This window comes from Shewanella sp. Isolate7 (genome assembly GCF_022398425.1).
GTDB lineage: Bacteria > Pseudomonadota > Gammaproteobacteria > Enterobacterales > Shewanellaceae > Shewanella.
In genome coordinates this window covers 39,011-61,599 of record NZ_JAKEVJ010000026.1, presented here as the reverse complement: position 1 = coordinate 61,599, position 22,589 = coordinate 39,011, and the positions used below count along the sequence as shown (strand labels likewise).

Sequence of the window (22,589 nt, the reverse complement as noted above, 5' to 3'; positions counted from 1 at the left end):
GAAATAGCGCAGGAAAAACGCTTGAGAACAAAGCAAGATTTTTAGATAAGTAGTTATTCTACAATTAAAAATACTAATACAGTTATCGAGCGTTTTAACAAGCTAGAATGATAAATTGTTTATTACGATTGGTATTAGTCGCTTTCAGGCAACAGGAGACAGGTTATGGATGATGAGAGCCTTAATCAAAACAGGTCGGAAGTTGAGTTCAGTGGTAGCTGTCTCTGTGGTGGGGTGGCCTTTAGCTTGGTGGGCCGCTTCGATGCCTTTTATCTGTGTCATTGTCATCGTTGTCAGAAGGGCACGGGCTCGCTCCATGGTGCCAATCTATTTTCTCATCATCTTGTGCTCAACTGGCGGCGGGGTGAAGCCTTGCTGCAACATTTTCAGCTGGCTAATAGTCGACATAGGCGCTGCTTCTGTAAGGTGTGTGGCTCGCCAATGCCCTATCGGCTCGATGAGTTCAATCTGGTAGTGCCGGCTGGCTGTCTGGACGTTGAGGTGCCTATAGCGCCGATGGCAAAGCTTTTCTTGGCCGAAAAGGCAAAGTGGGGAGAGGCGCTCTCATCTGTGCCGGGTTTCGATCGTCTTCCGGAATAGCATTTTAGCGCAAAAACTTTTTGGCATTTCATATCCCCTGAAGCTGGTCAGGGGATGAGCTGTGATGACGGAAAAAGAAATTGCGGGCTAGTTATTCTGGCGAGTTATCCCTAGCTTCTTCACTAGCCTTAGTCTTCATCTCTGCTGAGATAGCAGGAGTCGTTAAGCGGGTAACCAGCTCGGCGCGCAGCGATTCCACCTTGTTAGCCGTTGCCTGATAACTCTCAAATGAGGAGATGCCAGAGCAGAGAATAAATTTTCCCATGGGGTTATAGGCGTACTCTTTGAGGGTCGATAGCGAGAGGTCATCGGGGCAGGGCTTGATGTCTGCCTCACCCGTTAAGAAGTTGGCGTAGCGGTTGGCGGTATCCTGTTGTTGCAACAGTGGCATAAGCAGAGCCTCGGTGACCTTAGCGGTGATGCTTGCGTCTTCACCCGCCTCATATGATTGTGTCATCTTAGTCAGGAAGTGCCATTCGCCACGTTTGGCTCGCTCAAGGGATAGCACGTCTCCTGCAGTGGGGGCCAGCCAAAGGCTAGGTAAGCTAGTATCTTTATCCTCTGTTCGCATTTGACTAACGAGCAGCTCGCCCAGCTTCATGTTTTGCTTGAGCGCCGAGATGGCTAGGAATTTATTACCTAGCATATTGATTCGTTCGGCTGCCTGCTGCCAGAACTGCATATCTTTGTCTATGGCGGTAATAAGGGAGGTTGAATCCGTGCCATTGATGTAGGCATCGACAAGGTATAGCTGCTGTGCGGCGATCAGATGTTGGATAGGTAGAAGATCGCTATACATGTTGAAAAGGGTATCATCCTGCCAATGACCGAGGGAGAGTAGGGTGCGGTAGCGCTCAACCAGCCAGGTATAGTCATTGAGTGTGGCTCTTAGTGTCTCTGTCTCGGCCAATAGGGCTGCACAGTCATCAAGATAGCCTTCTTGTTTGAGGCAAGTGGTAATTGGCCATTCGGGACGCTCGAATTTTTCGTCGACAGTCTTTTTTGGCCTTTCTAAAACACCAAGTTGTTTGAGCGCCTGATAGCGTTTTAGCCCGACCGCCATCGGGTCATCATCTTTCGGCACATCAAAGCCAAAGGCGTAAAGATAAGGATTGTTTTCAAGATGCTGACTCAAGGCGGTCTCTTCGGCGTTTACCTGCTCAAGATAGGCGCTCGCCTGAGCTGATGGCTCGCTATCTTGCAGATTGACCAAGAGTAAGATGAGATAGCCGCCGACGGGAATGAGTAGCAGTGTCAGTAATATCCATTTCAGAGCGCGAAAAAAGTATCGCATTTCAAATCCTTGTGGCTTTATTTATCGTATTGACAGTAAAGTAATGAATCTATCACAGCCACTACTTTTTGCGCAAACAAACGCAAAAATTACTCCGTAAGGCTTGTTGGTGAGACACGTAACAGTCATCTCTTCTGCCGGAATAATGAAATGAAAAGCGCGGCTAAGATATTGCCGCGCTTTGCTTACTAACCAGCCTAATGGTGGTTAATTCTTTGGTCTATTTGGCTTAGCCTTGTAGTAGCTCTTTGGCATTGGCCAGGGTATTGTTGGTGATGACATCGCCGCCCAGCAGGCGAGCCAGTTCTTCGATGCGTTGGTGCTTGTCCAGTGGCACCATAGAGGTCTCAGTTTGCCCGGCCTTGCTCTGTTTGTTGACGAACATATGCTGATGACCGTTACCGGCCACTTGGGGCAAGTGGGTCACACAGAGTACCTGTGTTGACTCGCCTAAGGCGCGCAGCATCTTGCCCACCACGGCCGCGGTCGGGCCCGAGATCCCCACGTCGACCTCGTCGAAGATGAGGGTCGGGGTGGCAACCTTCTTGGCGGTGATCACCTGAATGCCCAGTCCGATACGCGACAGCTCGCCGCCCGAGGCCACTTTGGCGATGGGCTGCAATGGCTGCCCTGGATTGGTAGTCACTTTAAACTCCACAGTGTCACAGCCGTTGGGTGACATCATTTCGGGGTTAAACTGCACGTCAATAACAAACTTGCCCTTGGGCATGCTCAGCTCATGGATAGAGCGGGTAACCTGCTTGTCCAGTTCCTTGGCATAGCGCTGACGGCTCTGACTGAGTTTTTGGGCATGAGCGATAAAGCTCTCACGGCAGCTTTCAAGCTGCTGGGCGATCTCATCGAGTTTCTCCTCATCCGAGTCTAGCTCGCTGAGCTCCTGGCTCAGTGCCTGATGATGCTGATAGAGATCTTTGGCGTTCACATGGTGCTTGCGCGCCAGCATCATGATTTTAGACAGGCGTTGCTCCAGCGCAGCAAAGTGATCCGGGTCCAGTTCCAGCCTGTCTAAGTATCTTTGTAGTTCGCTGCTGCTCTCCTGCACCTGGATCAGGGCATCGTTGAGCATGTTGCCTACGCCTTTTAGCTCAGGGTCATAACCTTCGAGCTCCTGGGCCTGATCTAGGCTCATGTTGAGTAGCGATTCGATGGTGCCCTCTTCGCTGTCTTGCAGCAGATAGAGGGTGCGTTGGCAGGCTTGGATAAGCGCCGTACCATTGGCCAACTTCTTATGCTCGGCCTCTATCTCTTCAAACTCCTCTTCGCCCAGGGCAAACTCGTCGAGCTCCTCGACCTGATATTGCAGCAGCTGTTTACGGGCGATGCGCTCATGCTGCGACTGCTGCAGCTGGCTAAGTTCCTTCTGGATCAGCTTAAAGCGCTGGTAGCTGGCGCTGCAGGCCTCGAGCAGCATCTTGTGGTTGGCGTAGCTGTCGAGCAGGGTGAGTTGATGCTCACTCTTTAACATGGCGTGATGGGCATGTTGACCGTGAATGCCGATAAGCAGCTGGCCCAGGGCGCGCATCTGATTGAGGGGAACCGGGTTACCGTTGATGTAAGCCCGTGAGCGGCCGTCACTGCCTATGGTGCGGCGCAGGATACATTCATCGTCAAGCTCGAGATCATTGTCCTCTAACCAACGTTTGGCCAGCGGGATATCGCTGAGGGCGAAGCGGGCACTGACTTCGGCCTTGCTGGCCCCGGGGCGGACCGTGTTGGCATCGGCGCGGTTACCCAGGCACAGACCCAGGGCATCGATGGCAATCGATTTCCCCGCACCGGTTTCGCCTGTGATGCTGGTCATTCCAGACTTAAAGTCGAGTTCTAAAAAGCGGACAATGGCAAAGTTATTGATGCTGAGCTGACAAAGCATGATGACATCCTTTTACAAAGTACTGTATTCATGCACAGTATATACTGAATTTTTATACAGTAAATACCTGTGTGCTTTTTATCCGTTAAAACACGCTGGCGGTGGCCGAGCCGAGCCAATGGTGCAGCAGTGGAATGGTGGCAAAGCTAATCACTATTCCTAAGCTGATGGTCTGGGCGCTACTGGTGGCACCTACGTTAAACCTGTGGGCCAGTAGGTAGACGCTGGCGGCGGTCGGCAGGGCGGCCAGAATCACGCCCATTTCCAATAGTTGTCCGTTTACTCCTAGGGTGCCGAGCAACAAGTAGGCTAACAATGGCTGTAGCAATAGCTTACTCAGGTTGAGCAGGGTGAGTTCAGCCAGACGCGATTGTATGCCGGCGGCGTTTCTCCCCCCCTGATTGGCCTTGCAGAGCACCATGCCGATGGCAAACAGGGCGCAGGGGCTGGAGGTCATGCCAAATTGCCTGATGATCTCGGCGATGGGGCGGTACAGCTCTATATGGGCGGCTGATATTGCAACCCCGGCCAGGCTGCCCAATATGATGGGGTTTTGGATGAGGGCTAACACTACCGTCTTGAGTGCGCTGTCTGTCTGGCCCTGAAACAGTGCCAGTTGGGCCAACACTATGGCAAATACGGTTACAGATAAAAGGCTGGCCAGGGCAGCCGCGGCCAACGCCAGCTGATCGCCGGGAAACAGCATCATCATCAGCGGGATGCCGATAAAGGAGGTGTTGCCGAAGGTGGTATTGAGGGCCCGGATGGCGGCGAGGGGCTTCTCTTTGGGTTGTAACCAGAGGGAGAGCAGGCCGGTGAGCAGGTAAATCAGGGTCATGGCCAGGCTATAACCGCCAATAAAGCCTCAGTTGGCGATCTGCTCGATTGGGGTTTCGGCCAGCACTATCATCATGATCGCCGGAAAGGCGATGTAATAGACATATTGATTGAGCACATTGTCGCTGCCTTCGGGCAGTAGCCGGGCTTTCTGCACGACAAAGCCAGTGACCATAATGCCAAATACGACAAAGAGTGGCGAGAGAGTGGATAACATAGGGAGACGACTTCCTTGGCTTGAGTCTGAGTGGCGCTTATCCTAAAAACTGTTATGGCTATTAGGTTACCACTTAGCCGGTCGTGTCCCTATAACGCTAAAGTCTAATGCTTAGGGCCTGATCGTCTTTGCAGCGGCTTGGGCGGCGGTAGGATGCCCAGCTCCAGGTAGAAATGGAGCTGGCGCCTGAGTTCAAACAGGGAGCCGACGCGTCGCTGCTCCCCTATGGCGAGGCACCAGGTATTGGTTAACCCATCGGGGTTGGTCAATACAAATCCCTGGTAGATAAGTTTGCGCATTAGGCGCCCGCCGAGATACCTATGTTGGATACGCCTGCCTGGACAACCTCCTTGCGCAGCGCCTTGACGAAGTCGGCGGTGATCTTAGGGTTCTCTTCGATGATCTCCAGTAAAGAGGCCTGCAGTGCCTTCTCTTCCTGCATCACCTCGTGATTGAAGATGTGCTCGTCCAGCGCCGCTTCATCCATCTCATCTTCTAGGGTGGCCTCGATATAGTTGGCTACCGTGGCGGATGAGAGCTTGCTGATGTTGGTGATATCGTCTTCCACCTTGCTCTGCAGGGCGCTGAGCAGTGAGGTGAGGGCGACGGCCGCATCCATGGCAGGGTAGACGCCATAGACATCGAAATCGCTGGGTTCTGGGGTGTTGAGATCCAGACGCTCCAGGTAGAGGTCGATGTTGAGCTTCAGCTTCTGATCGTACATAGATTGCCACAGCAGGTTGAGCACGGTATCGAGCACCTGTGGGTCGCCAAACTCGCAGACTTCGCTGAACAGCTGATAGTTGGGGTACATGCGTTGGCAAAGGGCGATGGCGAACAGCTTCTTCTGTTCCAGTTCGAGGGCCTTGAGGCGCTTGAAAAACCCGGGTTTATTACTCATCGATCACATCCATAGATAACTGGGCTATTACTTGATTTGCGGCCGATTCTACCTTAGAAAGCTCGTCAAGTAACTCAAGTATTTCCGGCTCGACGAGATCGACATCGGCATTTTGCTTGAGTGACTGTTCAATCTCTCGACAGAGTCGCTGCGTGGTCGGCACGCCGCAGTAGCAGCTGGCGCCGTGTAGCTTGTGGACATGGCTGACCATGGCCTGGCTGTCTTGCCTTTCGAGGGCGCCCGAGATGTTATCGCGGGTCTCGGGCAGTGAGTCGACCAGCATCTGTAGCATCTCCAGCGCCAGATTGGTCTTCTGGTTGGCCTGGGTCACACAGAGATCCCAATTGAGGGTGTGCTGGTCGAAATGGGTAAACTGCGGTCGGGTCTTCCAGCGGCTAATCACGCTCTTGAGCGCCGCCTCATCGATAGGCTTTGGCAAGTAGCCATCCATGCCACTCTGATCGATACGCTCGCGCTCTTCGGCGATGGCATGGGCGGTCACGGCGACTATGGGAGTGTTGCGGTTGAGCGAATGCTCACGTATCTGCTTGGTCGCGCTAAAACCGTCGGTGCCCGGCATCTGAATATCCATGAAGATGAGATCGAAGCTCTTGGCCTTGGTGATCTCTATCGCCTCCTGGCCGTTGTCGGTAACAGTAACCTGAGTGACCAGCTCCTTGAGTAGGGTCTTAATCAGCTTGAGGTTGGCGGGGTTGTCATCCACAGCCAATACGCTCATGGGTTCGCGTTCCTGGGTCTCTTTGATCGCCTCTTGGAACGGCATGGCTTCGAATTGGGCGCGGTGAGGGTTGATCAGTGTCACCGCCAGGGCGCGCTCGCCAACCGGTGCCTGCATCACCTTGTCTACAGTGGGCTGGATCAGGCTCATCTTGGCGGTGCTTTCGGTGCTGCTGTACAGGTAGAGGGTATAGTTGCTGATCTTGGCAATCTTATTCAGCACGTTGAGCAGGTTAGGGCTACTGGCCAGATCGTTACAGCTGATGATGGCATAGTCGAAGTGACGTCCCTCTTCGCCGGCGACACGGGCCAGATCTTCCGGGGTCGTGATGCTGACACTCTGCATGCCCCAGTGGCTAAGCAGGCTCTCATGGACCTTGCGTGACAGCTCCCTTGGCTCGAACAAGAGCACCGTCTTGTCGATGAGTTTATCGGTTTCCAGCGGCTGACTGATAGGGTAGGAACTCAGCTTGAGAGGTAGGGTGAACCAGAAGGTAGAGCCCTTACCCGGCGCCGAGATGCAGCCGATTTGACCGCCCATACGGTTGAGCAGACGTTTGGTGATAATCAGGCCCAGGCCGGTACCGCCGAAGCGGCGCGAGATGGAGGAGTCTGCCTGGCCGAAGGCCTGGAACAGCTGCGCCTGATGTGGCTTGTCTATGCCTATGCCTGTATCGGTGATCTCACAGCGGACATTGACCTTGTCAGTCTCTTCGCTGGTCAGGCGCATCTTGAGGTGCACGCTACCGCTGTCGGTAAACTTGATGGCGTTGCCCACCAGGTTAGTGATCACCTGGCTGACCCGCAGGGCATCGCCGGAGACGTTGTCGTTGATGCTCGGCTCTATATCCACCACAAGTTCGAGATCTTTATCCTTGGCGCTGTTGGCCAGCAGTGAGATGGTGTCGTCGATCAGCTCGCGCAGGGCAAAGGGCATGTTCTCCAGTTCCATCTTGCCCGCCTCCAGCTTGGAGAAGTCTAAGATGTCGTTGATGATCCCCAACAGGTTGGTGGCGCTCTTTTCTATGGTCTTGATGTAGTCCTGCTGGCTGGCGTGCAGCGGTGTCTTTAATAGCTGCTTGGCGAAACCTATCACCCCGTTGAGCGGCGTACGCAGCTCGTGGGACATGTTGGCCAGAAACTCAGACTTGATACGGCTGGCCTCTAGGGCGCGTTTCTTGGCCAGATCCAGCTCGACGTTTTGGATCTCTATCTGCTCTAGGGTTTCCCGCAGATCCGAGGTCGCCTGGTCAATATTCTGCTGCATCTCCTCGTGGTATTCCGACAAGGAACCGGCCATGGCGTTGATGCCGCGCTTGAGCAGGTCCAGTTCACCGATCAGGTTGCCGTCGACCCGGGTATCCAACTTACCCTCGCGGATCTTGGCCACCACGCGCACCATCTCGGTGATGGGGTGGGTGACGTTTTTCACCAGGCGAAAGGTAAATAATAGGTTAAGCTGCACGCCGATAAGGACGATGATAAAGGCGGCCACCGCGGCCCTGTGCTGTTCCAGCAGGGCATTTTCTTTGTTGAGTAACACGGCGATATAGCCGAGTTTGGCGGAGTTGACCTGCTGGGCCATGGTGTTGCTGTCGTAGGGGCTGACCACAAGTTCGCGCTGGCTGGAGAAGATGGGGCTGCGCATGATGATGCTATCGCCAAACTGCTCCACCTCTGTGGTTTGCAGCGAATCTATGGGCTCGTTGTAGCGCATAAATTCGTGGCTCTTATAGTGATGCGAGGTCACTATCACCCGGTTACTGGTGTCGAAGATGGCAATAAACTGCACCAGGTTGGATTTGTTGAGCTGTACCGAGGTGAGCAGTCGCTTGGTGGTCTCGAAATTCTTAGTTTCCAGGCCTATCTCGGCCGAGATGGCCAGCGGCTCGATGATGTTACCGCCGCGCTCGATTAAGCTTTCTTCCAGCTCATAGAAACGATTTATGGTAAAATAGCTGCCAAGCAAAATACCAACCAAAATAGTGGGCGCTAAGGCCAGCACGAGAACCCAGGCTCTCAGGCTGTATTTAGTCATATTGTCTGCACTATTCATTGAGTTGGTATTATTTATCTACGATGGATATAGGTTACATTAGAGTGCCAGACTTTGTGCAGTCTTTACTAGTATTTTTATTGTTTTAGAGGCCTAAATGGCACAATTTTATAAAGCTAAACCCCGCAAGACACAACAAACCCAGGCCAAGCAAAGTTTCCATGTGAGCCAGCTGGATCACCTAGGGGCGGGGATAGCCGAGCATCAGGGAAAAATCGTCTTTATTCCCGGCGCCCTGCCCAGTGAAACGGTAACGGCGCAGATAACAGAGCAGAAGAAGCGTCACGCCAAGGCGAAGCTGATCAAGGTCGAGACCGCCAGCGAGGCGCGTATCGCCCCTAGTTGTCCTTATTATGGCCGCTGTGGCGGCTGCGACCTGCAACATCTTGAGCTCTCTGCCCAGCGTGCCGCTAAGCAAGATGCGCTTGAGAACCTGATTAATAAGCTGGGCCGCAACCAGCCGCAGGCCATGAGTGAACCGCTGAGTGGCGAGGGCTGGCACTATCGCCGCCGCGCCCGTCTGGCTACCCAGTATCAGCGCGATAGTAAGCGGCTCAACCTGGGGTTTCGTGCCCTGGCCAGCAGTGAGGTGGTTAACATAGATGCCTGCCCCGTGCTGGCTAAGTCGCTGTCAGATCTTATCGCGCCGCTCAATCAATGCCTTAACCGCCTGAGTGCCAAGCGTAGTCTGGGCCATGTGGAGCTACTGTCAGTCGACTCGGGCCCTGGTGTGGTGCTGCGTATCACCAGCCCTTTGAATGACAAGGATAAAGCCTTGCTAGCAGCCTTTGGCGAGCAGCATGGGGTAAGGGTGATATTGCTCGACGACGAAAGCAGGCTTGAGACCCTTTGGGGCGACGAGGGCCTGCCTTTCTATCGGCTAGAGGATGGCAGTCAGCTTGGCTTTTCGCCGGGCAACTTCATCCAGGTCAATGGTGAGATCAATCAGCAGATGGTGACTCAGGCCATCGACTGGCTGCAGGTTCAGCCCGGCGAGCGGGTGCTGGATCTCTTCTGCGGCGTGGGTAACTTTACCCTGCCGCTGGCCAAGGCTGGCGCCCAGGTGGTGGGTGTCGAGGGGGTCGAAGCCATGGTGGCTCAGGCAAGACTAAATGCCGGTGCGAGCGGCGTCGAGGGCGCGGAGTTTTATCATGGGGATCTTAGCGCGGATCTATCCGGTGCACCTTGGCTCGGGCGTATCGATAAGTTACTGCTGGATCCTGCCAGAGCCGGCGCCTATGAGAGTCTACAATGGTTAAAGAAGATGAAGCCCAAGGCGATCGTCTATATCTCCTGTAACCCGGTGAGTCTGGCCAGAGACTGTGAGCCTTTGCTCGCCCAGGGATATGTGCTGAGTCGACTCGGCCTCATCGATATGTTTCCCCAGACACATCATATCGAGGCAATGGCCTTGTTTGAGCTGGGTAAATAGTTGTTAATCTTGGCCTAAGCGCGCAAATAGTCGGCGTATATCATTTGACTTTGGCGAGGGAATCCCCAAGATAGTGAGTTCATTATTGGCGATGTCATATGGCGCTTATTTAGGCCGGGGTCGAACGCTTTTAGGGGCAAGCAATCAAGTAATAGGACATGCAGTAGATGGTATCTGTTAGAGAAGCACATTTTAAAGACACAGATTTTCAATTGACCGAGTGGGTTAATCGTTATCTGAGTGACGCCGATGACGCCAGCACCTTACTCGCGCTGATTAAGCAGATCGAGGCGCTGGTGGCGAAACATGATGCTAACGATACCCTGCTGATCGGCCGTGCCCGCGAGCTGATCGAGATCCTGGCGCCGCTCAACATGGATATCGAGACCCTGCAGGCAGCGGTGATCTTCGTGGTGTTCGATGCTGGCCTGCTGACCGAGGAGCAGATACTTGAGCTGTTTGGCGACAAGCTCACCACCCTGGTCAATAGCGTGGTCACCATGGAAGCCATTGGGGCCCTCAAGGTCAACGAGCAGAGCCGTAACGCCGAACCCCAGATAGATAACATACGTAAGATGTTGCTGGCCATGGTGGAGGATGTCCGCGCCGTGGTGATCAAGCTGGCTGAGCGTATCTGTCTGCTGCGTGAGGTTAAGAACGCCGACGAGGAGACCCGTGTGTTACTGGCGCGGGAGATCGCCGACATCTATGCGCCCCTGGCCAACCGCCTTGGCATAGGTCAGCTCAAGTGGGAGCTGGAAGATATCTCGTTTCGCTATCTGCACCCTGAGATCTACAAGGACATTGCTAAGCAGCTCGATGGCAAGCGGATGGATCGCGAGACCTATATAGATAACTTCGTTAACCAGTTGCAGCAGCGATTGGACGAAGAGCAGATCCGCGCCAAGGTCTATGGCAGGCCCAAGCATATCTACAGCATCTGGAAGAAGATGCGCGGTAAAGATCTTACCTTCGATGAACTCTTCGATGTGCGCGCGGTGCGAGTCGTTACCGAGCGTCTGCAGGACTGCTACGGCGCCTTGGGTGTGGTACACACGCTCTGGCATCATATTCCTAAAGAGTTCGACGATTATGTGGCCAACCCTAAACCCAATGGCTATCAGTCGATCCACACCATAGTCGTAGGGCCAGAGGGCAAGACGGTGGAGATCCAGATCCGTACCGAGCAGATGCATGAAGATGCCGAGCTGGGGGTGGCCGCCCACTGGAAGTATAAAGAGGGCACCACAGGCAAGCAGAGCGGCTACGAAGAGAAGATCAACTGGCTACGTAAGATCCTGCAGTGGCAGGAAGATGTGGCCGAGAGCGGCAACCTGGTGGACGAGGTGCGCAGCCAGGTGTTCGAAGACAGGGCCTATGTGTTTACGCCAAACGGTGACGTGGTGGATCTGCCCATGGGCTCGACCGTGTTGGATTTCGCCTACTATATTCACTCCCAGGTGGGCCACAGGTGTATCGGTGCCAAGGTCGATGGCCGCATCGTGCCTTTTACCTATCAGGTCGAAACAGGTGAACGGGTAGAGATCATCACCTCCAAGCATCCTAACCCTAAGCGCGACTGGCTTAACCCTAACCTGGGCTATATCAAGGCATCGCGCACCCGCTCTAAGATCCAGCATTGGTTCAAGCAGCAGGACAGGGACAAGAATATTGTCGCCGGCCGCGAGATGCTCGAGGCCGAACTGGCACGTTCAGGCCTGACACTGAAAGATGCTCACAGTGCGGTGGAACGCTTTAACATGGTGGGCATGGACGATTTGCTGGCCGGTATCGGCGGCGGTGACGTCAGGCTCAACCAGGTGGTCAACCACGTACAGAGCCGTATGCGGGTCAACGAGGTCTCCGAAGAGGAGGCGCTGGAAGATCTGCTGAAGAAGAATCAGGCGCGTTCCACCGGTAAAGGCAAGGGCCAGGTCGAGGTGAATGGCGTAGGTAACCTGCTCAGTCATATTGCCAAGTGTTGTCAGCCGGTGCCGGGAGATGAGATCTTCGGGTTTATCACTAAGGGCAGGGGGATCTCGGTTCACCGAGCCGATTGTGAACAGGTGAAGGAGCTGATGCGGGTGCATCCCGAGCGCAGCGTCGATGTGGTCTGGGGTGAGAACTATTCCGGCGGTTATAAGCTCAAGCTCAAGGTGCTGGCCAATGATCGCAGCGGCTTGCTGAGGGATCTCACTTCAGTGCTGGCGGCGGAGAAATCAAACGTGCTGGCCATGAGTTCATCGTCGGATGTAAAGACCCAGACTGCGGCTATCGAGCTGGAGCTTGAGCTGTACAACCTAGAAGGCTTGTCTCGGGTGATTGCCAAGTTGTCTCAGGTCAGCGGCGTTATCGAGGCGAGACGCCTCTAAGCTGTAATGACAGCCTATAAAGCGTAATTAGAGGCGGCCCAGGCCGCCTTTTTGATGAGGTAAACGATGCAGAGCAAATCAGACATCCAAAGGCTGCTGACCATCATGGAGCGGCTCAGAGACCCGCAGACGGGTTGCCCCTGGGACAAGGCACAGAGCTATCAGACCATAGTGCCCTTCACGCTGGAAGAAGCCTTCGAGGTGGCCGACACCATAGAGCGCGGCGCCCTGGGTGAGCTCCCCGGGGAACTCGGCGATCTGCTGTTTCAGGTGATCTTCTACTGTCAGTTGGGTAAAGAGCAGGGCAGGTTCGATTTTGAGCAGGTGGTGGAGAAGATCTGCACTAAGCTCACCGAGCGTCATCCCCACGTATTTGGCGAGATGAGTCAGGCCTCAAGCAAGACGGTGCGCGAGACCTGGGAGAGCATCAAGGCCAAGGAGCGCGCCGGGCGCTCGCTGCATTCGGTGCTGGATGATATTCCAAGGGCACTGCCAGCCTTGACCCGCGCGGCCAAGGTACAGCGCCGGGTGGCAACTGTGGGCTTCGACTGGAACGACTTAGGGCCTGTGGTGGCCAAGATCCATGAGGAGCTTGACGAGGTGATGGTGGAGGTCGCGGCCCAGGATAGCGACAAGATGGAGGATGAGCTGGGTGATCTGTTGTTTGCCGTGGTGAATCTGGCCAGGCATCTTAAGCTGGACCCTGAGCAGGCGCTGCGCCGGGCGACCAACAAGTTTGAACATCGCTTTCGTGGTGTGGAGGTCCTAGCAGCCCAGGCGGACAAACCCATGCAGGCGCATACCCTTGAGGAACTGGATGCCTATTGGGAGCAAGTCAAGCGAAATGATCCCTTAAAAGGCTAAAATAGTTGCTGTTACCTATTTGTCGAATCCAAAGGGCTTTGATATAATAACGCCCCGTCCTAGTGCTTTCTTACAAGCACATATTTCCAACTCATTTTCTCAGGTTCAGCATGACTACAAGGTATATCTTCGTTACTGGTGGCGTGGTTTCATCACTAGGTAAAGGCATTGCAGCAGCATCATTGGCGGCAATTTTAGAGGCTCGGGGCCTTAACGTAACCATTATGAAGCTGGATCCTTATATTAACTTGGATCCGGGTACCATGAGCCCAACCCAGCACGGTGAAGTATTCGTCACCGAAGATGGTGCTGAAACTGACCTTGACCTGGGTCACTACGAGCGTTTCATCCGTACCAAGATGAACCGTCGTAACAACTTCACTACGGGTCGTATCTACGAAGAAGTGCTGCGCAAAGAGCGTCGCGGCGACTACTTAGGGGCTACCATTCAGGTGATCCCACACATCACCAATGCGATTAAAGAGAAAGTGCTTGAGGGCGGAGAAGGGCACGACGTGGCGATCGTAGAGATCGGCGGTACCGTTGGTGATATCGAGTCATTGCCTTTCCTTGAGTCTATTCGTCAGTTAGGCGTAGAACTCGGCCGTGACCGTACCCTATTTATGCATTTGACCCTGGTGCCTTTCCTAGGCGCGGCGGGCGAAGTGAAGACCAAACCTACCCAGCACTCGGTGAAAGAGCTGCGCTCAATCGGTATCGCACCAGACGTATTGGTTTGCCGTGGTGACCGTGCGATCCCATCTAATGAAAAGGCGAAGATTTCGCTATTCTGTAACGTCGAAGAGCGTGCGGTTATTTCACTGAAAGATGTCGATAGCATCTATAAGATCCCGGCTCTGTTGAAGGCGCAAGGCTTAGATGACCTAGTCACCAAGCGTTTCGGCCTAGAGTGTAAAGAAGCCGATCTGTCTGAGTGGGAAAATGTGATCTATCAAGAAGCCAACCCAACCGGTGAAATCACTATCGGTATGGTCGGTAAGTACACTGAACTACCAGATGCCTATAAGTCGGTGAACGAAGCGCTGAAACATGCGGGTCTGTTTAACCGCGTATCGGTTAACATCAAGTATATCGATTCACAAAACATCGAAGCCAAGGGCACAGAAGTGCTGGAAGGTCTCGATGGTATCCTGGTACCGGGTGGTTTTGGTGAGCGCGGCGTAGAAGGTAAGATCATGGCGGCTCAGTATGCCCGTGAGAACAACCTGCCGTATTTCGGTATCTGTCTGGGTATGCAAGTGGCGCTGATCGAGTTCGCTCGTCACGTGGCTGGTTTAGAAAATGCGCATTCAACCGAGTTCAACAAAGACACGCCGCACCCAGTTGTGGGCTTGATCACAGAATGGATTGACGAAAAAGGTAATATCGAGCAACGTCATGAAGAATCAGATCTTGGTGGCACCATGCGTCTAGGCGCGCAGCTGTGTCATCTGGTCGAAGGTACTAAGGCGGCAGAAGCCTACAAGGGACTGACCTGTGTAGAGCGTCACCGTCATCGTTACGAAGTGAATAACACATACAGAGAACGTTTAGAGAAAGCCGGCTTGGTATTCAGCGGTCTGTCGACAGACCGTCAGCTGGTTGAAATGATTGAACTACCTAACCACCCATGGTTTGTGGCGGGTCAGTTCCACCCTGAATTTACATCAACACCTCGCGATGGTCAGCCATTGTTCCAAGGTTTCGTTGCTGCAGCCGTTGCGTACCAGAAACGCGATTTAGACTAATCTTTATACAAGAGCCGCTTCCGAGTCTCGGAGGCGAATTTTTTGTTTCAGATGATGTAAATTTAGCGATAAGAATTTTAGTTTTGCATTAACTTTTAAACTTAAATCTTAAACTTAGAGTCGAGGAAATTATGGCTAAAATTATCAATGTCATTGGTCGCGAGATCATGGATTCACGCGGTAACCCAACGGTTGAAGCGGAAGTGCATCTAGATGGCGGTTTCGTAGGCATGGCAGCTGCACCATCGGGTGCCTCTACCGGTAGCCGCGAAGCACTAGAGCTACGTGATGGTGACAAGAGCCGTTACATGGGTAAAGGCGTACTGACTGCTGTGGCTAACATCAATGGTCAGATCCGTGATGCCCTACTGGGTAAAGATGCGACGGCGCAAGCCGAGCTGGATCAGATCATGATCGACCTGGATGGCACTGAAAACAAAGACAAGCTAGGCGCGAACGCTATCCTGGCCGTGTCTCTGGCTGCTGCGAAAGCTGCAGCTGCCTTCAAAGGCATGCCACTATACGCGCACATCGCAGAGCTAAACGGTACCCCAGGCCAGTACTCTATGCCTGTACCTATGATGAACATCCTTAACGGTGGTGAGCACGCCGACAACAACGTTGATATCCAGGAGTTCATGGTTCAGCCTGTTGGTGCTAAGAGCTTCCGTGAAGCGCTGCGTATGGGTGCCGAGATCTTCCATAACCTGAAGAAGGTACTGCAAGAGCAAGGCCTTAATACGGCTGTGGGTGATGAAGGTGGTTTCGCGCCTAACCTGGCCTCTAACGCCGATGCGCTTGCTGTGATTAAGGTTGCAGTCGAAAAAGCCGGTTACAAGCTGGGTGAAGACGTTACTCTGGCTCTTGACTGTGCAGCCTCTGAGTTCTACAAAGACGGTCAGTACGACCTGTCTGGTGAAGGTAAGGTATTTGACTCAAACGGTTTCTCTGACTTCCTTAAGTCACTGACCGAAGAGTACCCAATCGTTTCTATCGAAGATGGCTTGGACGAGTCAGATTGGGATGGCTGGGCATACCAGACTCAAATCCTGGGCGACAAGATCCAGCTGGTGGGTGACGACCTGTTCGTAACCAACACTAAGATCCTAAGCCGTGGTATCGAGAACAAGATCGCTAACTCAATCCTGATTAAGTTCAACCAGATCGGTTCTTTGACTGAGACGCTGGCGGCAATTCGCATGGCGAAAGATGCTGGTTACACAGTGGTTATCTCTCACCGCAGCGGCGAAACCGAAGATGCGACCATCGCGGATCTGGCGGTAGCGACAGCGGCTGGCCAAATCAAGACCGGCTCTCTGTGTCGTAGTGACCGTGTTGCTAAGTACAACCAACTGCTACGTATCGAAGAGCAGTTAGGTGAAAAGGCTCCTTACAAGGGCCGTAGCGAGATCAAAGGTCAAGCATAACCGAGTTTTTTTACGGTTAATTTGGTAAAAGGCCACCACTTGGTGGCCTTTTTTGTTGTAATATCAGTTCAGCCTTTTAACAGAGATAAAGCCCATTAAGGATGAAGCGACTTCTTATCGCCATGTTTATGCTGCTTGGTCTGCTCCAGTATCGACTCTGGTGGGGACAAAATAGCCTTCCCGAATCTTTTCAGCTGCAGGAACAGATCAAGTTGCAGCGCGAGAGTAACGCCAAACTCATCGAACGAAATCAGGTACTCAAAGAAGAGATTCTCGACCTTAGACGCGGTACCGAGGCGCTTGAAGAACGCGCCCGCAACGAGCTGGGGATGGTGAAACAGGGAGAGACCTTCTTTCGGGTAGTGGGTGAGCCTCAGCGTAAAGCCGAGATCGGCGAGCACTAGCCTCAGACGGTTTCGCCTAAAAGTGACACGAGTTAACACCTATGACAAGTAGCATACAAGAACTGGTTGCTATCGTGCCCGCCGCCGGCATAGGCGCGCGAATGGGCGCCGAGATCCCAAAGCAATATCTGATGTTAAATCATCAACCTATCCTGGCACATACCTTAGATGTGCTGTTGGCACATCCGCGCATCACCCAGGTGATTATTGCCCTGAACCCTGAAGATACGTATTTTGCCAAACTGACCCAGTCAGCCCATCCTAAGCTGATGACAGTCATCGGCGGTAAAGAGCGCGCCGATTCTGTGCTGAGCGCTCTCAAGGCGGCACCGAGTGATGCCTGGGCGCTCGTGCATGATGCCGCGCGCCCCTGCCTGAGTGCCTTGGATATCGACAAGCTGATCGCCGCCTGCGAGACAGATGTTGGCGCTGAGCAGGGCGCCATCCTGGCGATGCCGGTGCGCGACACCATGAAGCGCTCGGGTGAAGGGGGAGCTATTCAAGAGACAGTCTGCCGGGAGAACCTCTGGCATGCGCTGACGCCCCAGCTGTTCCCGGTTCAGTGCCTGAAGCACAATCTTAATGATGCCCTGGCCGCGGATGTTGCCATTACCGATGAGGCTTCGGCGATGGAGTGGGCCGGAGGTCGGCCGCTATTGGTGAGTGGACGCTTCGATAACATCAAGGTGACCCATCCAGATGATTTGCAACTGGCGGCGCTGTTTCTGCAGGCGGCTGCGAGTGATTTAAATTCGAACACAGGTGAAAAGTAGATGAATATACGTATCGGCCATGGTTTCGATGTGCATAAATTCGGCGGCGAGTTACCGCTTATCCTCGGCGGGGTGGAAGTCCCCTATGATACCGGCCTGGTCGCGCACTCGGACGGTGACGTGGTGCTTCATGCCATCTCAGATGCCATTCTTGGCGCCATGGCCCTTGGGGATATAGGTAAACATTTTCCCGATACCGATCCAGAGTTTAAAGGGGCCGACAGCCGCGTATTGCTGCGCCACTGCTATCAGTTGGCGCTCGATAAGGGCTATCGGCTTGGTAATCTGGATGTCACCATCATCGCCCAGGCGCCTAAGATGCTGCCCCATATTCGAGCGATACGCGAGTGTTTAAGCAGTGACTTAGACAGTGACATTGAAGCGATCAATGTAAAGGCCACTACCACAGAGAAACTCGGCTTTACCGGACGCAAAGAGGGGATAGCGGTGGAAGCCGTGGTGCTGATGTGCGCCTCCCCGAGATAAGAGAGAGTTATGACCCCACTACATTATTTGCATGGCCAGCCCGAGGCGAGCGCCGACTTAAGAACCTTTAATCGCGATTTTATCGTGCAGGAGCTCTTGCCATTCCTTCCGACAGGAGAGGGGGAGCATCATATGCTGCACATTCGCAAAGAGGGGTTAAATACCGCCGATGTGGCGCGCATGCTCTCAAGTTTTGCCGGGGTGCATCCTAAAGAGGTGACCTTTGCCGGCCAGAAAGATAGACACGCCATCACTGAGCAGTGGTTCGGGGTGCGTATCCCCGGCAAGAGTATGCCCGACTGGCAGTCGCTCAATAGCGAGCAGCTCACCGTGCTTTCCTGTGCCCGTCACGGCAAGAAGCTGCGCACCGGCGCCCTCGCGGGTAACCGTTTCACCCTGACCTTAAGGGCGGTGTCTGACATGGACGCTTTGGTGCGGCGCATCGAGCTGATTAAAGCTACAGGCGTGCCAAACTACTTTGGCGAGCAACGCTTTGGCCACGATGGCAAGAATCTCGCTTTTGGCCGCCTGATGCTCAGCGGACGCAAGAAGGTGAAAGACAGAAATAAGCGCAGCATCTATCTCTCTGCGGTGCGCTCTCATCTCTTTAACCAGCTGGTGAGCGAGAGACTGCGCCAGCATGAGCTGAACACGCTCGAGGGCGACTGTGTGATGTTGGCCGGCAGCAAGAGCTATTTCGTGGCCAACCCCTGGGACGAGGAGCTGATGGGCCGTCTGTCACAGAAGGACATTCAACTCTCGGCGCCCATGTGGGGCAGAGGTCAGGCATTGAGCGAAGCCGAGGCGTTAGCCTTTGAGCAGAGTGTTTGCGATCAGTATCCTGAGGATCTTGCCGGCCTGGAGCAGGCTGGTCTGAATCAGGAGCGTCGCCCCCTGCTGCTTATGCCGCAGCAACTGAGTTACGAAATAAAGGATGATGTCATAGTGATAAAGTTCGCCCTACCGGCCGGTAGCTTTGCCACCTCTGTGCTGCGGGAGCTGGTGAATTATCAAGATGTCAAAGAGCGGGAATATCAGGCCAGAAAGGCCGCTGCGAGTGAAGAAGCCCATGATTAAGATATTGGTAAGCAATGATGATGGCATCACGGCGCCGGGGATTGCGGCCCTGTCCAATGCCCTGGCGAAGCACTTTGACGTGATGACTGTCGGTCCGGATCGCAACTGCTCCGGTGCCAGTAATTCACTAACCTTGACTAACCCTTTGAGAATTAATAAGTTAGACAATGGTTATATTTCCGTCAGTGGTACGCCAACCGATTGTGTACATCTGGCCATTCGCGAATTTTATACCCATGAGCCGGATATCGTGGTGTCTGGCATCAATGCCGGCGCGAATATGGGGGATGACACCCTCTATTCGGGCACCGTCGCGGCGGCGATGGAAGGGCGCTTTCTGGGCTTACCGGCGATTGCCATCTCGCTTGTGGGCCGAGAGCTGAAGCATTATGACAGCGCAGCCCATTACGCCTGTAAGATAGTGGCTGGCTTGATCGATAGCCCTATCGCTTCGGACCAGATCTTAAATGTGAATGTGCCGGACTTACCGCTCAGTGATATCAAGGGCATAAAGGTGACCCGCCTCGGCGCCAGACACAGGGCCGAGGGCATGGTACGCATGCAAGATCCGGCCGGACGCGAGATATTTTGGCTGGGTCCGCCGGGTGAAGAGCAAGATGCCAGCGAAGGCACTGACTTTCATGCCGTGGCCAACGGCTATGTGTCGGTGACGCCATTGACGGTGGATCTCACCGCATTTGAACAAGTACCAAAGATAAAGCAATGGATAGAGCAATTATGAATGGGGTAGCCACAACGGCGGCATTGAATCTGGCACGTCACCTTCAGGGGGCGGGGATAGTTAATGCCGATGTTTTATCTGTGGTGGCGAAGACGCCGAGAGAGCTGTTTCTCGATGCGGCCCTGGGCCATAAGGCCTATGAAAATACTGCTCTGCCCATAGGACAGGGACAAACTATCTCTCAGCCCTACATAGTAGCGCGCATGACGGAGCTGTTGCTGGAGTCGCATCCCAAACGGGTATTGGAGATAGGCACAGGTTCTGGTTATCAGGCGGCTATATTGGCGCAATTGGTGGACGAGCTCTGTACTGTCGAGCGCATCAAGAGTCTGCAGATCCAGGCGCGCCAACGTCTAAAGCGGCTCGATCTGCATAACGTCTCCTTTAAATATGGTGACGGCTGGAAGGGATGGGCGAACAAGGGGCCCTTCGACGCCATCATGGTGACGGCCGCGGCCAGCAGTGTGCCTCAGGCGCTGCTCCAGCAGTTGGCCGATGGTGGCGTGCTGGTTATCCCTGTCGGCGACGAGGTTCAACAATTGATGCGCGTGGTGCGCCAAGGCGAGCAATTTCATTCGCAGACTATCGAGATGGTGAAGTTTGTCCCTCTGGTTAACGGTGAACTCGCCTAGTGGTGGTTGTCATGTTTTTCGCTGGCGCAAAGGGAATAGGGGAGCTGTCATGCTGAGCACCCCGAGCCGGTGTAGGTTTTTGCAAAAGCTTGTTCAAAAGTCTGTCGGCATTCTATGTGTCTTGATGCTTGCCGGTCTGCTGAACGCCTGTAGTTTTCAGGCCCATTCTCCCGCTCCTGTGGTTAACGTTAACTCGCCGGTGAAAAAAGCCTATAAACGAGGCGGCCTCACCTCCGACTACTATAAGGTCAGGCGCGGCGACACCCTCTATTCGATCGCCTGGGCGGCCAACAAAGATTTTGTCGAAATTGCCCGATATAACGGGCTTCGCAAGCCCTATACCATCTATCCAGGACAGGTTTTAAAGCTAAAATCGACAAACGCTGTTACAAATAGCAAAACCCAGCGTAGCACTCAGTTATCGAGCAAGAAAACGCAGCAAGACACAGTTAAAAATCAACCTAAACAAACAGTTAAACCTAGTCAGCAGGAGGCTGCCAGTAAAACGACACCGGTGAAAAAATCGCTTGATCGGGGCGATAAATCTGCGTACGCTGTAACAACTGGTCAACAAAATTTTAACGGGGTTATCCACAAGCCCAGTAGCACCCTACCCAAGAAGGTTCAGCGCTGGCATTGGCCTGTTAAAGGCAAGTTGATCGGCACATTCTCTACCAAGGAGCAAGGTAATAAAGGGATTAAGATCGCAGGATCCCGAGGCGATCGCATTCAGGCCGCCGCCGATGGGCGAGTGGTGTATGCGGGAAATGCACTAAGGGGATACGGCAATCTGGTGATCATTAAGCATAGCGATGACTATCTCAGTGCTTATGCCCATGCCGATAAGATCTTAGTAAAAGAGAAGCAGTTCGTTACCGCGGGACAAACGGTGGCGAAAATGGGACAAACGGGTACCAACAGAGTGATGCTGCATTTCGAGATTCGGTATCACGGCAAATCCGTTGACCCACTTAAATTTTTGCCTAAATCATAATTTTATAGGCGCCATTTTGGCAATTGGAGGACAGTAAAGTGCAGTAAATTAGCATGTAAAATTTGGGAGAGTATATTATGGGTCGTAAACAATCTACCGCCGTGGCGGAGCCCTTGGTTGACTTGTCTAAGAATGAGTCTGATCTATCAGTTACCAACAGCAAGGAGGTTTTGAAAGAAGCAGAACTAGAACAGCAAGTACAAGATGACTTACAAAAGAACTTAGATGCCACTCAGCTGTATTTAAGTGAAATTGGATTTTCCCCCCTATTGAGTGCGGAAGAGGAGGTTTATTTCTCACGCAAGGCCCTAAAAGGCTGTGAAAAATCTCGCAACCGTATGATTGAGAGTAATCTCAGACTCGTCGTAAAAATTGCACGTCGTTATAACAATCGTGGCTTAGCCTTATTGGATCTGATTGAAGAAGGTAACTTAGGTTTGATCCGCGCCGTCGAAAAGTTCGATCCGGAACGTGGCTTTCGATTCTCCACCTATGCCACCTGGTGGATCCGCCAGACCATAGAACGTGCGATCATGAATCAAACCCGTACCATTCGCCTACCTATTCATGTGGTGAAGGAGCTCAACGTTTACCTTCGCACCGCTAGGGAACTCGCGCACAAGCTAGATCATGAGCCTACCGCCGAAGAGATCGCCGAGCAGTTAGACTTGCCCAGTAGCGATGTGAGTAAGATGCTGAAGCTCAATGAGCGTATCACCTCTGTCGATACCCCGCTGGGTGGCGACAACGACAAGGCACTGCTGGACGTGTTAGCCGATGATGATTGCGTGGGCCCGGATTACAAGGTGCAAGACGATGATATGTCTAAGTCTGTCGTACGCTGGCTAGACGAGCTCAACAGCAAGCAGAGAGAAGTGCTTGCCCGTCGTTTCGGTTTGCTAGGTTATGAGCCATCGACGCTTGAAAATGTCGGTAAGGAGATAGGCCTCACTCGTGAGAGAGTACGCCAGATCCAGGTGGAAGCCCTGAAACGGTTAAGAGATCTGCTCAGTGCACAAGGACTATCGGTAGAAGCTATCTTCAGAGTATAAGTGTGTATCGGGGTGTAGGCTTAAGGGCTGATTTAATGTACTTATCGCCGTT

Annotated in this window: 19 protein-coding genes and 1 pseudogene; 14 read left to right on the top strand and 6 right to left on the bottom strand. The window is 53.3% G+C overall.

Going from position 1 to position 22,589, the window contains the following annotated elements; genetic code table 11:
• Positions 1-165 precede the first annotated feature (165 nt).
• On the top strand, positions 166-600 hold the full coding sequence (locus tag L1D47_RS08615; protein ID WP_239884059.1) for a GFA family protein: 435 nt from the start codon (positions 166-168) through the stop codon (positions 598-600).
• Between the two features lie 91 nt (positions 601-691).
• Here the strand turns inward: L1D47_RS08615 and L1D47_RS08610 are convergent, their stop codons facing one another.
• The 6 genes and pseudogenes from L1D47_RS08610 to barA all read right to left on the bottom strand — a co-directional run bounded on the left by L1D47_RS08610 (position 692) and on the right by barA (position 8,534).
• Positions 692-1,894 (bottom strand): hypothetical protein, encoded by a 1,203-nt coding sequence (locus L1D47_RS08610; protein WP_239884057.1) that lies wholly within the window; start codon positions 1,892-1,894, stop codon positions 692-694.
• Between the two features lie 229 nt (positions 1,895-2,123).
• A complete protein-coding gene (gene recN, locus L1D47_RS08605) occupies positions 2,124-3,785 on the bottom strand; it encodes a DNA repair protein RecN (RefSeq protein ID WP_239884055.1) in 1,662 nt (553 codons plus the stop codon).
• Positions 3,786-3,870: 85 nt separating this feature from the next.
• Positions 3,871-4,839 (bottom strand): annotated as a pseudogene (locus L1D47_RS08600) (AEC family transporter).
• Positions 4,840-4,943: 104 nt separating this feature from the next.
• A complete protein-coding gene (locus L1D47_RS08595) occupies positions 4,944-5,138 on the bottom strand; it encodes a hypothetical protein (protein WP_239884053.1) in 195 nt (64 codons plus the stop codon).
• Positions 5,138-5,740, bottom strand: coding sequence for a YjaG family protein (locus tag L1D47_RS08590; RefSeq protein WP_041510474.1), 603 nt, complete (start codon positions 5,738-5,740; stop codon positions 5,138-5,140). Before L1D47_RS08590 ends, L1D47_RS08595 begins: the two co-directional genes overlap by 1 nt.
• Entirely contained in the window at positions 5,733-8,534 is a 2,802-nt protein-coding gene (barA, locus tag L1D47_RS08585) for a two-component sensor histidine kinase BarA (RefSeq protein WP_239884052.1), read from the bottom strand. The genes L1D47_RS08590 and barA overlap by 8 nt, the downstream gene beginning before the upstream one ends.
• A gap of 97 nt (positions 8,535-8,631) precedes the next feature.
• Here barA and rlmD point away from each other — a divergent pair, with 97 nt between their 5' ends.
• From rlmD to rpoS, 13 genes are all read left to right on the top strand, one after another.
• Positions 8,632-9,966, top strand: coding sequence for a 23S rRNA (uracil(1939)-C(5))-methyltransferase RlmD (gene rlmD, locus L1D47_RS08580; protein ID WP_239884050.1), 1,335 nt, complete (start codon positions 8,632-8,634; stop codon positions 9,964-9,966).
• Positions 9,967-10,133: 167 nt separating this feature from the next.
• On the top strand, positions 10,134-12,338 hold the full coding sequence (gene relA / locus L1D47_RS08575) for a GTP diphosphokinase (RefSeq protein WP_041510477.1): 2,205 nt from the start codon (positions 10,134-10,136) through the stop codon (positions 12,336-12,338).
• 66 nt (positions 12,339-12,404) lie between these two features.
• The gene (gene mazG / locus L1D47_RS08570) at positions 12,405-13,202 is read left to right on the top strand and encodes a nucleoside triphosphate pyrophosphohydrolase (RefSeq protein WP_239884047.1); all 798 of its coding nucleotides are present in this window, start codon (positions 12,405-12,407) and stop codon (positions 13,200-13,202) included.
• A 110-nt stretch (positions 13,203-13,312) separates the two neighbouring features.
• Positions 13,313-14,950 (top strand): CTP synthase, encoded by a 1,638-nt coding sequence (locus L1D47_RS08565; RefSeq protein ID WP_239884043.1) that lies wholly within the window; start codon positions 13,313-13,315, stop codon positions 14,948-14,950.
• 131 nt (positions 14,951-15,081) lie between these two features.
• A complete protein-coding gene (gene eno, locus L1D47_RS08560; RefSeq protein WP_041510480.1) occupies positions 15,082-16,377 on the top strand; it encodes a phosphopyruvate hydratase in 1,296 nt (431 codons plus the stop codon).
• 101 nt (positions 16,378-16,478) lie between these two features.
• Positions 16,479-16,781: a cell division protein FtsB gene (gene ftsB / locus L1D47_RS08555; protein WP_041510481.1), complete on the top strand. Its 303-nt coding sequence runs from the start codon at positions 16,479-16,481 to the stop codon at positions 16,779-16,781.
• 41 nt (positions 16,782-16,822) lie between these two features.
• Positions 16,823-17,554, top strand: a complete 732-nt coding sequence (gene ispD / locus L1D47_RS08550; RefSeq protein ID WP_239884036.1) for a 2-C-methyl-D-erythritol 4-phosphate cytidylyltransferase — start codon at positions 16,823-16,825, stop codon at positions 17,552-17,554.
• Entirely contained in the window at positions 17,555-18,040 is a 486-nt protein-coding gene (gene ispF / locus L1D47_RS08545) for a 2-C-methyl-D-erythritol 2,4-cyclodiphosphate synthase (protein ID WP_239884034.1), read from the top strand.
• Between the two features lie 9 nt (positions 18,041-18,049).
• Positions 18,050-19,117, top strand: coding sequence for a tRNA pseudouridine(13) synthase TruD (locus L1D47_RS08540; protein WP_239884027.1), 1,068 nt, complete (start codon positions 18,050-18,052; stop codon positions 19,115-19,117).
• Complete coding sequence (surE, locus tag L1D47_RS08535; protein WP_239884025.1) at positions 19,110-19,859, top strand: 5'/3'-nucleotidase SurE; 750 nt, start codon at positions 19,110-19,112, stop codon at positions 19,857-19,859. Before L1D47_RS08540 ends, surE begins: the two co-directional genes overlap by 8 nt.
• Positions 19,856-20,491, top strand: coding sequence for a protein-L-isoaspartate(D-aspartate) O-methyltransferase (locus tag L1D47_RS08530; protein ID WP_239884065.1), 636 nt, complete (start codon positions 19,856-19,858; stop codon positions 20,489-20,491). The genes surE and L1D47_RS08530 overlap by 4 nt, the downstream gene beginning before the upstream one ends.
• 124 nt (positions 20,492-20,615) lie before the next feature.
• Complete coding sequence (locus L1D47_RS08525; RefSeq protein ID WP_239884063.1) at positions 20,616-21,485, top strand: peptidoglycan DD-metalloendopeptidase family protein; 870 nt, start codon at positions 20,616-20,618, stop codon at positions 21,483-21,485.
• Positions 21,486-21,562: 77 nt separating this feature from the next.
• Positions 21,563-22,537 carry an RNA polymerase sigma factor RpoS gene (rpoS, locus tag L1D47_RS08520; protein WP_041510486.1) on the top strand — a complete coding sequence of 325 codons (975 nt, stop codon included), beginning with the start codon at positions 21,563-21,565 and terminating at the stop codon, positions 22,535-22,537.
• Positions 22,538-22,589 lie beyond the last annotated feature (52 nt).

Bases quoted from the DNA above. Each gene is read 5' to 3' on its own strand.
- L1D47_RS08615 (WP_239884059.1), top strand. From the start codon at position 166: ATGGATGATGAGAGCCTTAATCAAAACAGGTCGGAAGTTGAGTTCAGT.
- L1D47_RS08610 (WP_239884057.1), bottom strand. From the start codon at position 1,894: ATGCGATACTTTTTTCGCGCTCTGAAATGGATATTACTGACACTGCTA.
- recN (WP_239884055.1), bottom strand. From the start codon at position 3,785: ATGCTTTGTCAGCTCAGCATCAATAACTTTGCCATTGTCCGCTTTTTA.
- L1D47_RS08595 (WP_239884053.1), bottom strand. From the start codon at position 5,138: ATGCGCAAACTTATCTACCAGGGATTTGTATTGACCAACCCCGATGGG.
- L1D47_RS08590 (WP_041510474.1), bottom strand. From the start codon at position 5,740: ATGAGTAATAAACCCGGGTTTTTCAAGCGCCTCAAGGCCCTCGAACTG.
- barA (WP_239884052.1), bottom strand. From the start codon at position 8,534: ATGAATAGTGCAGACAATATGACTAAATACAGCCTGAGAGCCTGGGTT.
- rlmD (WP_239884050.1), top strand. From the start codon at position 8,632: ATGGCACAATTTTATAAAGCTAAACCCCGCAAGACACAACAAACCCAG.
- relA (WP_041510477.1), top strand. From the start codon at position 10,134: ATGGTATCTGTTAGAGAAGCACATTTTAAAGACACAGATTTTCAATTG.
- mazG (WP_239884047.1), top strand. From the start codon at position 12,405: ATGCAGAGCAAATCAGACATCCAAAGGCTGCTGACCATCATGGAGCGG.
- L1D47_RS08565 (WP_239884043.1), top strand. From the start codon at position 13,313: ATGACTACAAGGTATATCTTCGTTACTGGTGGCGTGGTTTCATCACTA.
- eno (WP_041510480.1), top strand. From the start codon at position 15,082: ATGGCTAAAATTATCAATGTCATTGGTCGCGAGATCATGGATTCACGC.
- ftsB (WP_041510481.1), top strand. From the start codon at position 16,479: ATGAAGCGACTTCTTATCGCCATGTTTATGCTGCTTGGTCTGCTCCAG.
- ispD (WP_239884036.1), top strand. From the start codon at position 16,823: ATGACAAGTAGCATACAAGAACTGGTTGCTATCGTGCCCGCCGCCGGC.
- ispF (WP_239884034.1), top strand. From the start codon at position 17,555: ATGAATATACGTATCGGCCATGGTTTCGATGTGCATAAATTCGGCGGC.
- L1D47_RS08540 (WP_239884027.1), top strand. From the start codon at position 18,050: ATGACCCCACTACATTATTTGCATGGCCAGCCCGAGGCGAGCGCCGAC.
- surE (WP_239884025.1), top strand. From the start codon at position 19,110: ATGATTAAGATATTGGTAAGCAATGATGATGGCATCACGGCGCCGGGG.
- L1D47_RS08530 (WP_239884065.1), top strand. From the start codon at position 19,856: ATGAATGGGGTAGCCACAACGGCGGCATTGAATCTGGCACGTCACCTT.
- L1D47_RS08525 (WP_239884063.1), top strand. From the start codon at position 20,616: ATGCTTGCCGGTCTGCTGAACGCCTGTAGTTTTCAGGCCCATTCTCCC.
- rpoS (WP_041510486.1), top strand. From the start codon at position 21,563: ATGGGTCGTAAACAATCTACCGCCGTGGCGGAGCCCTTGGTTGACTTG.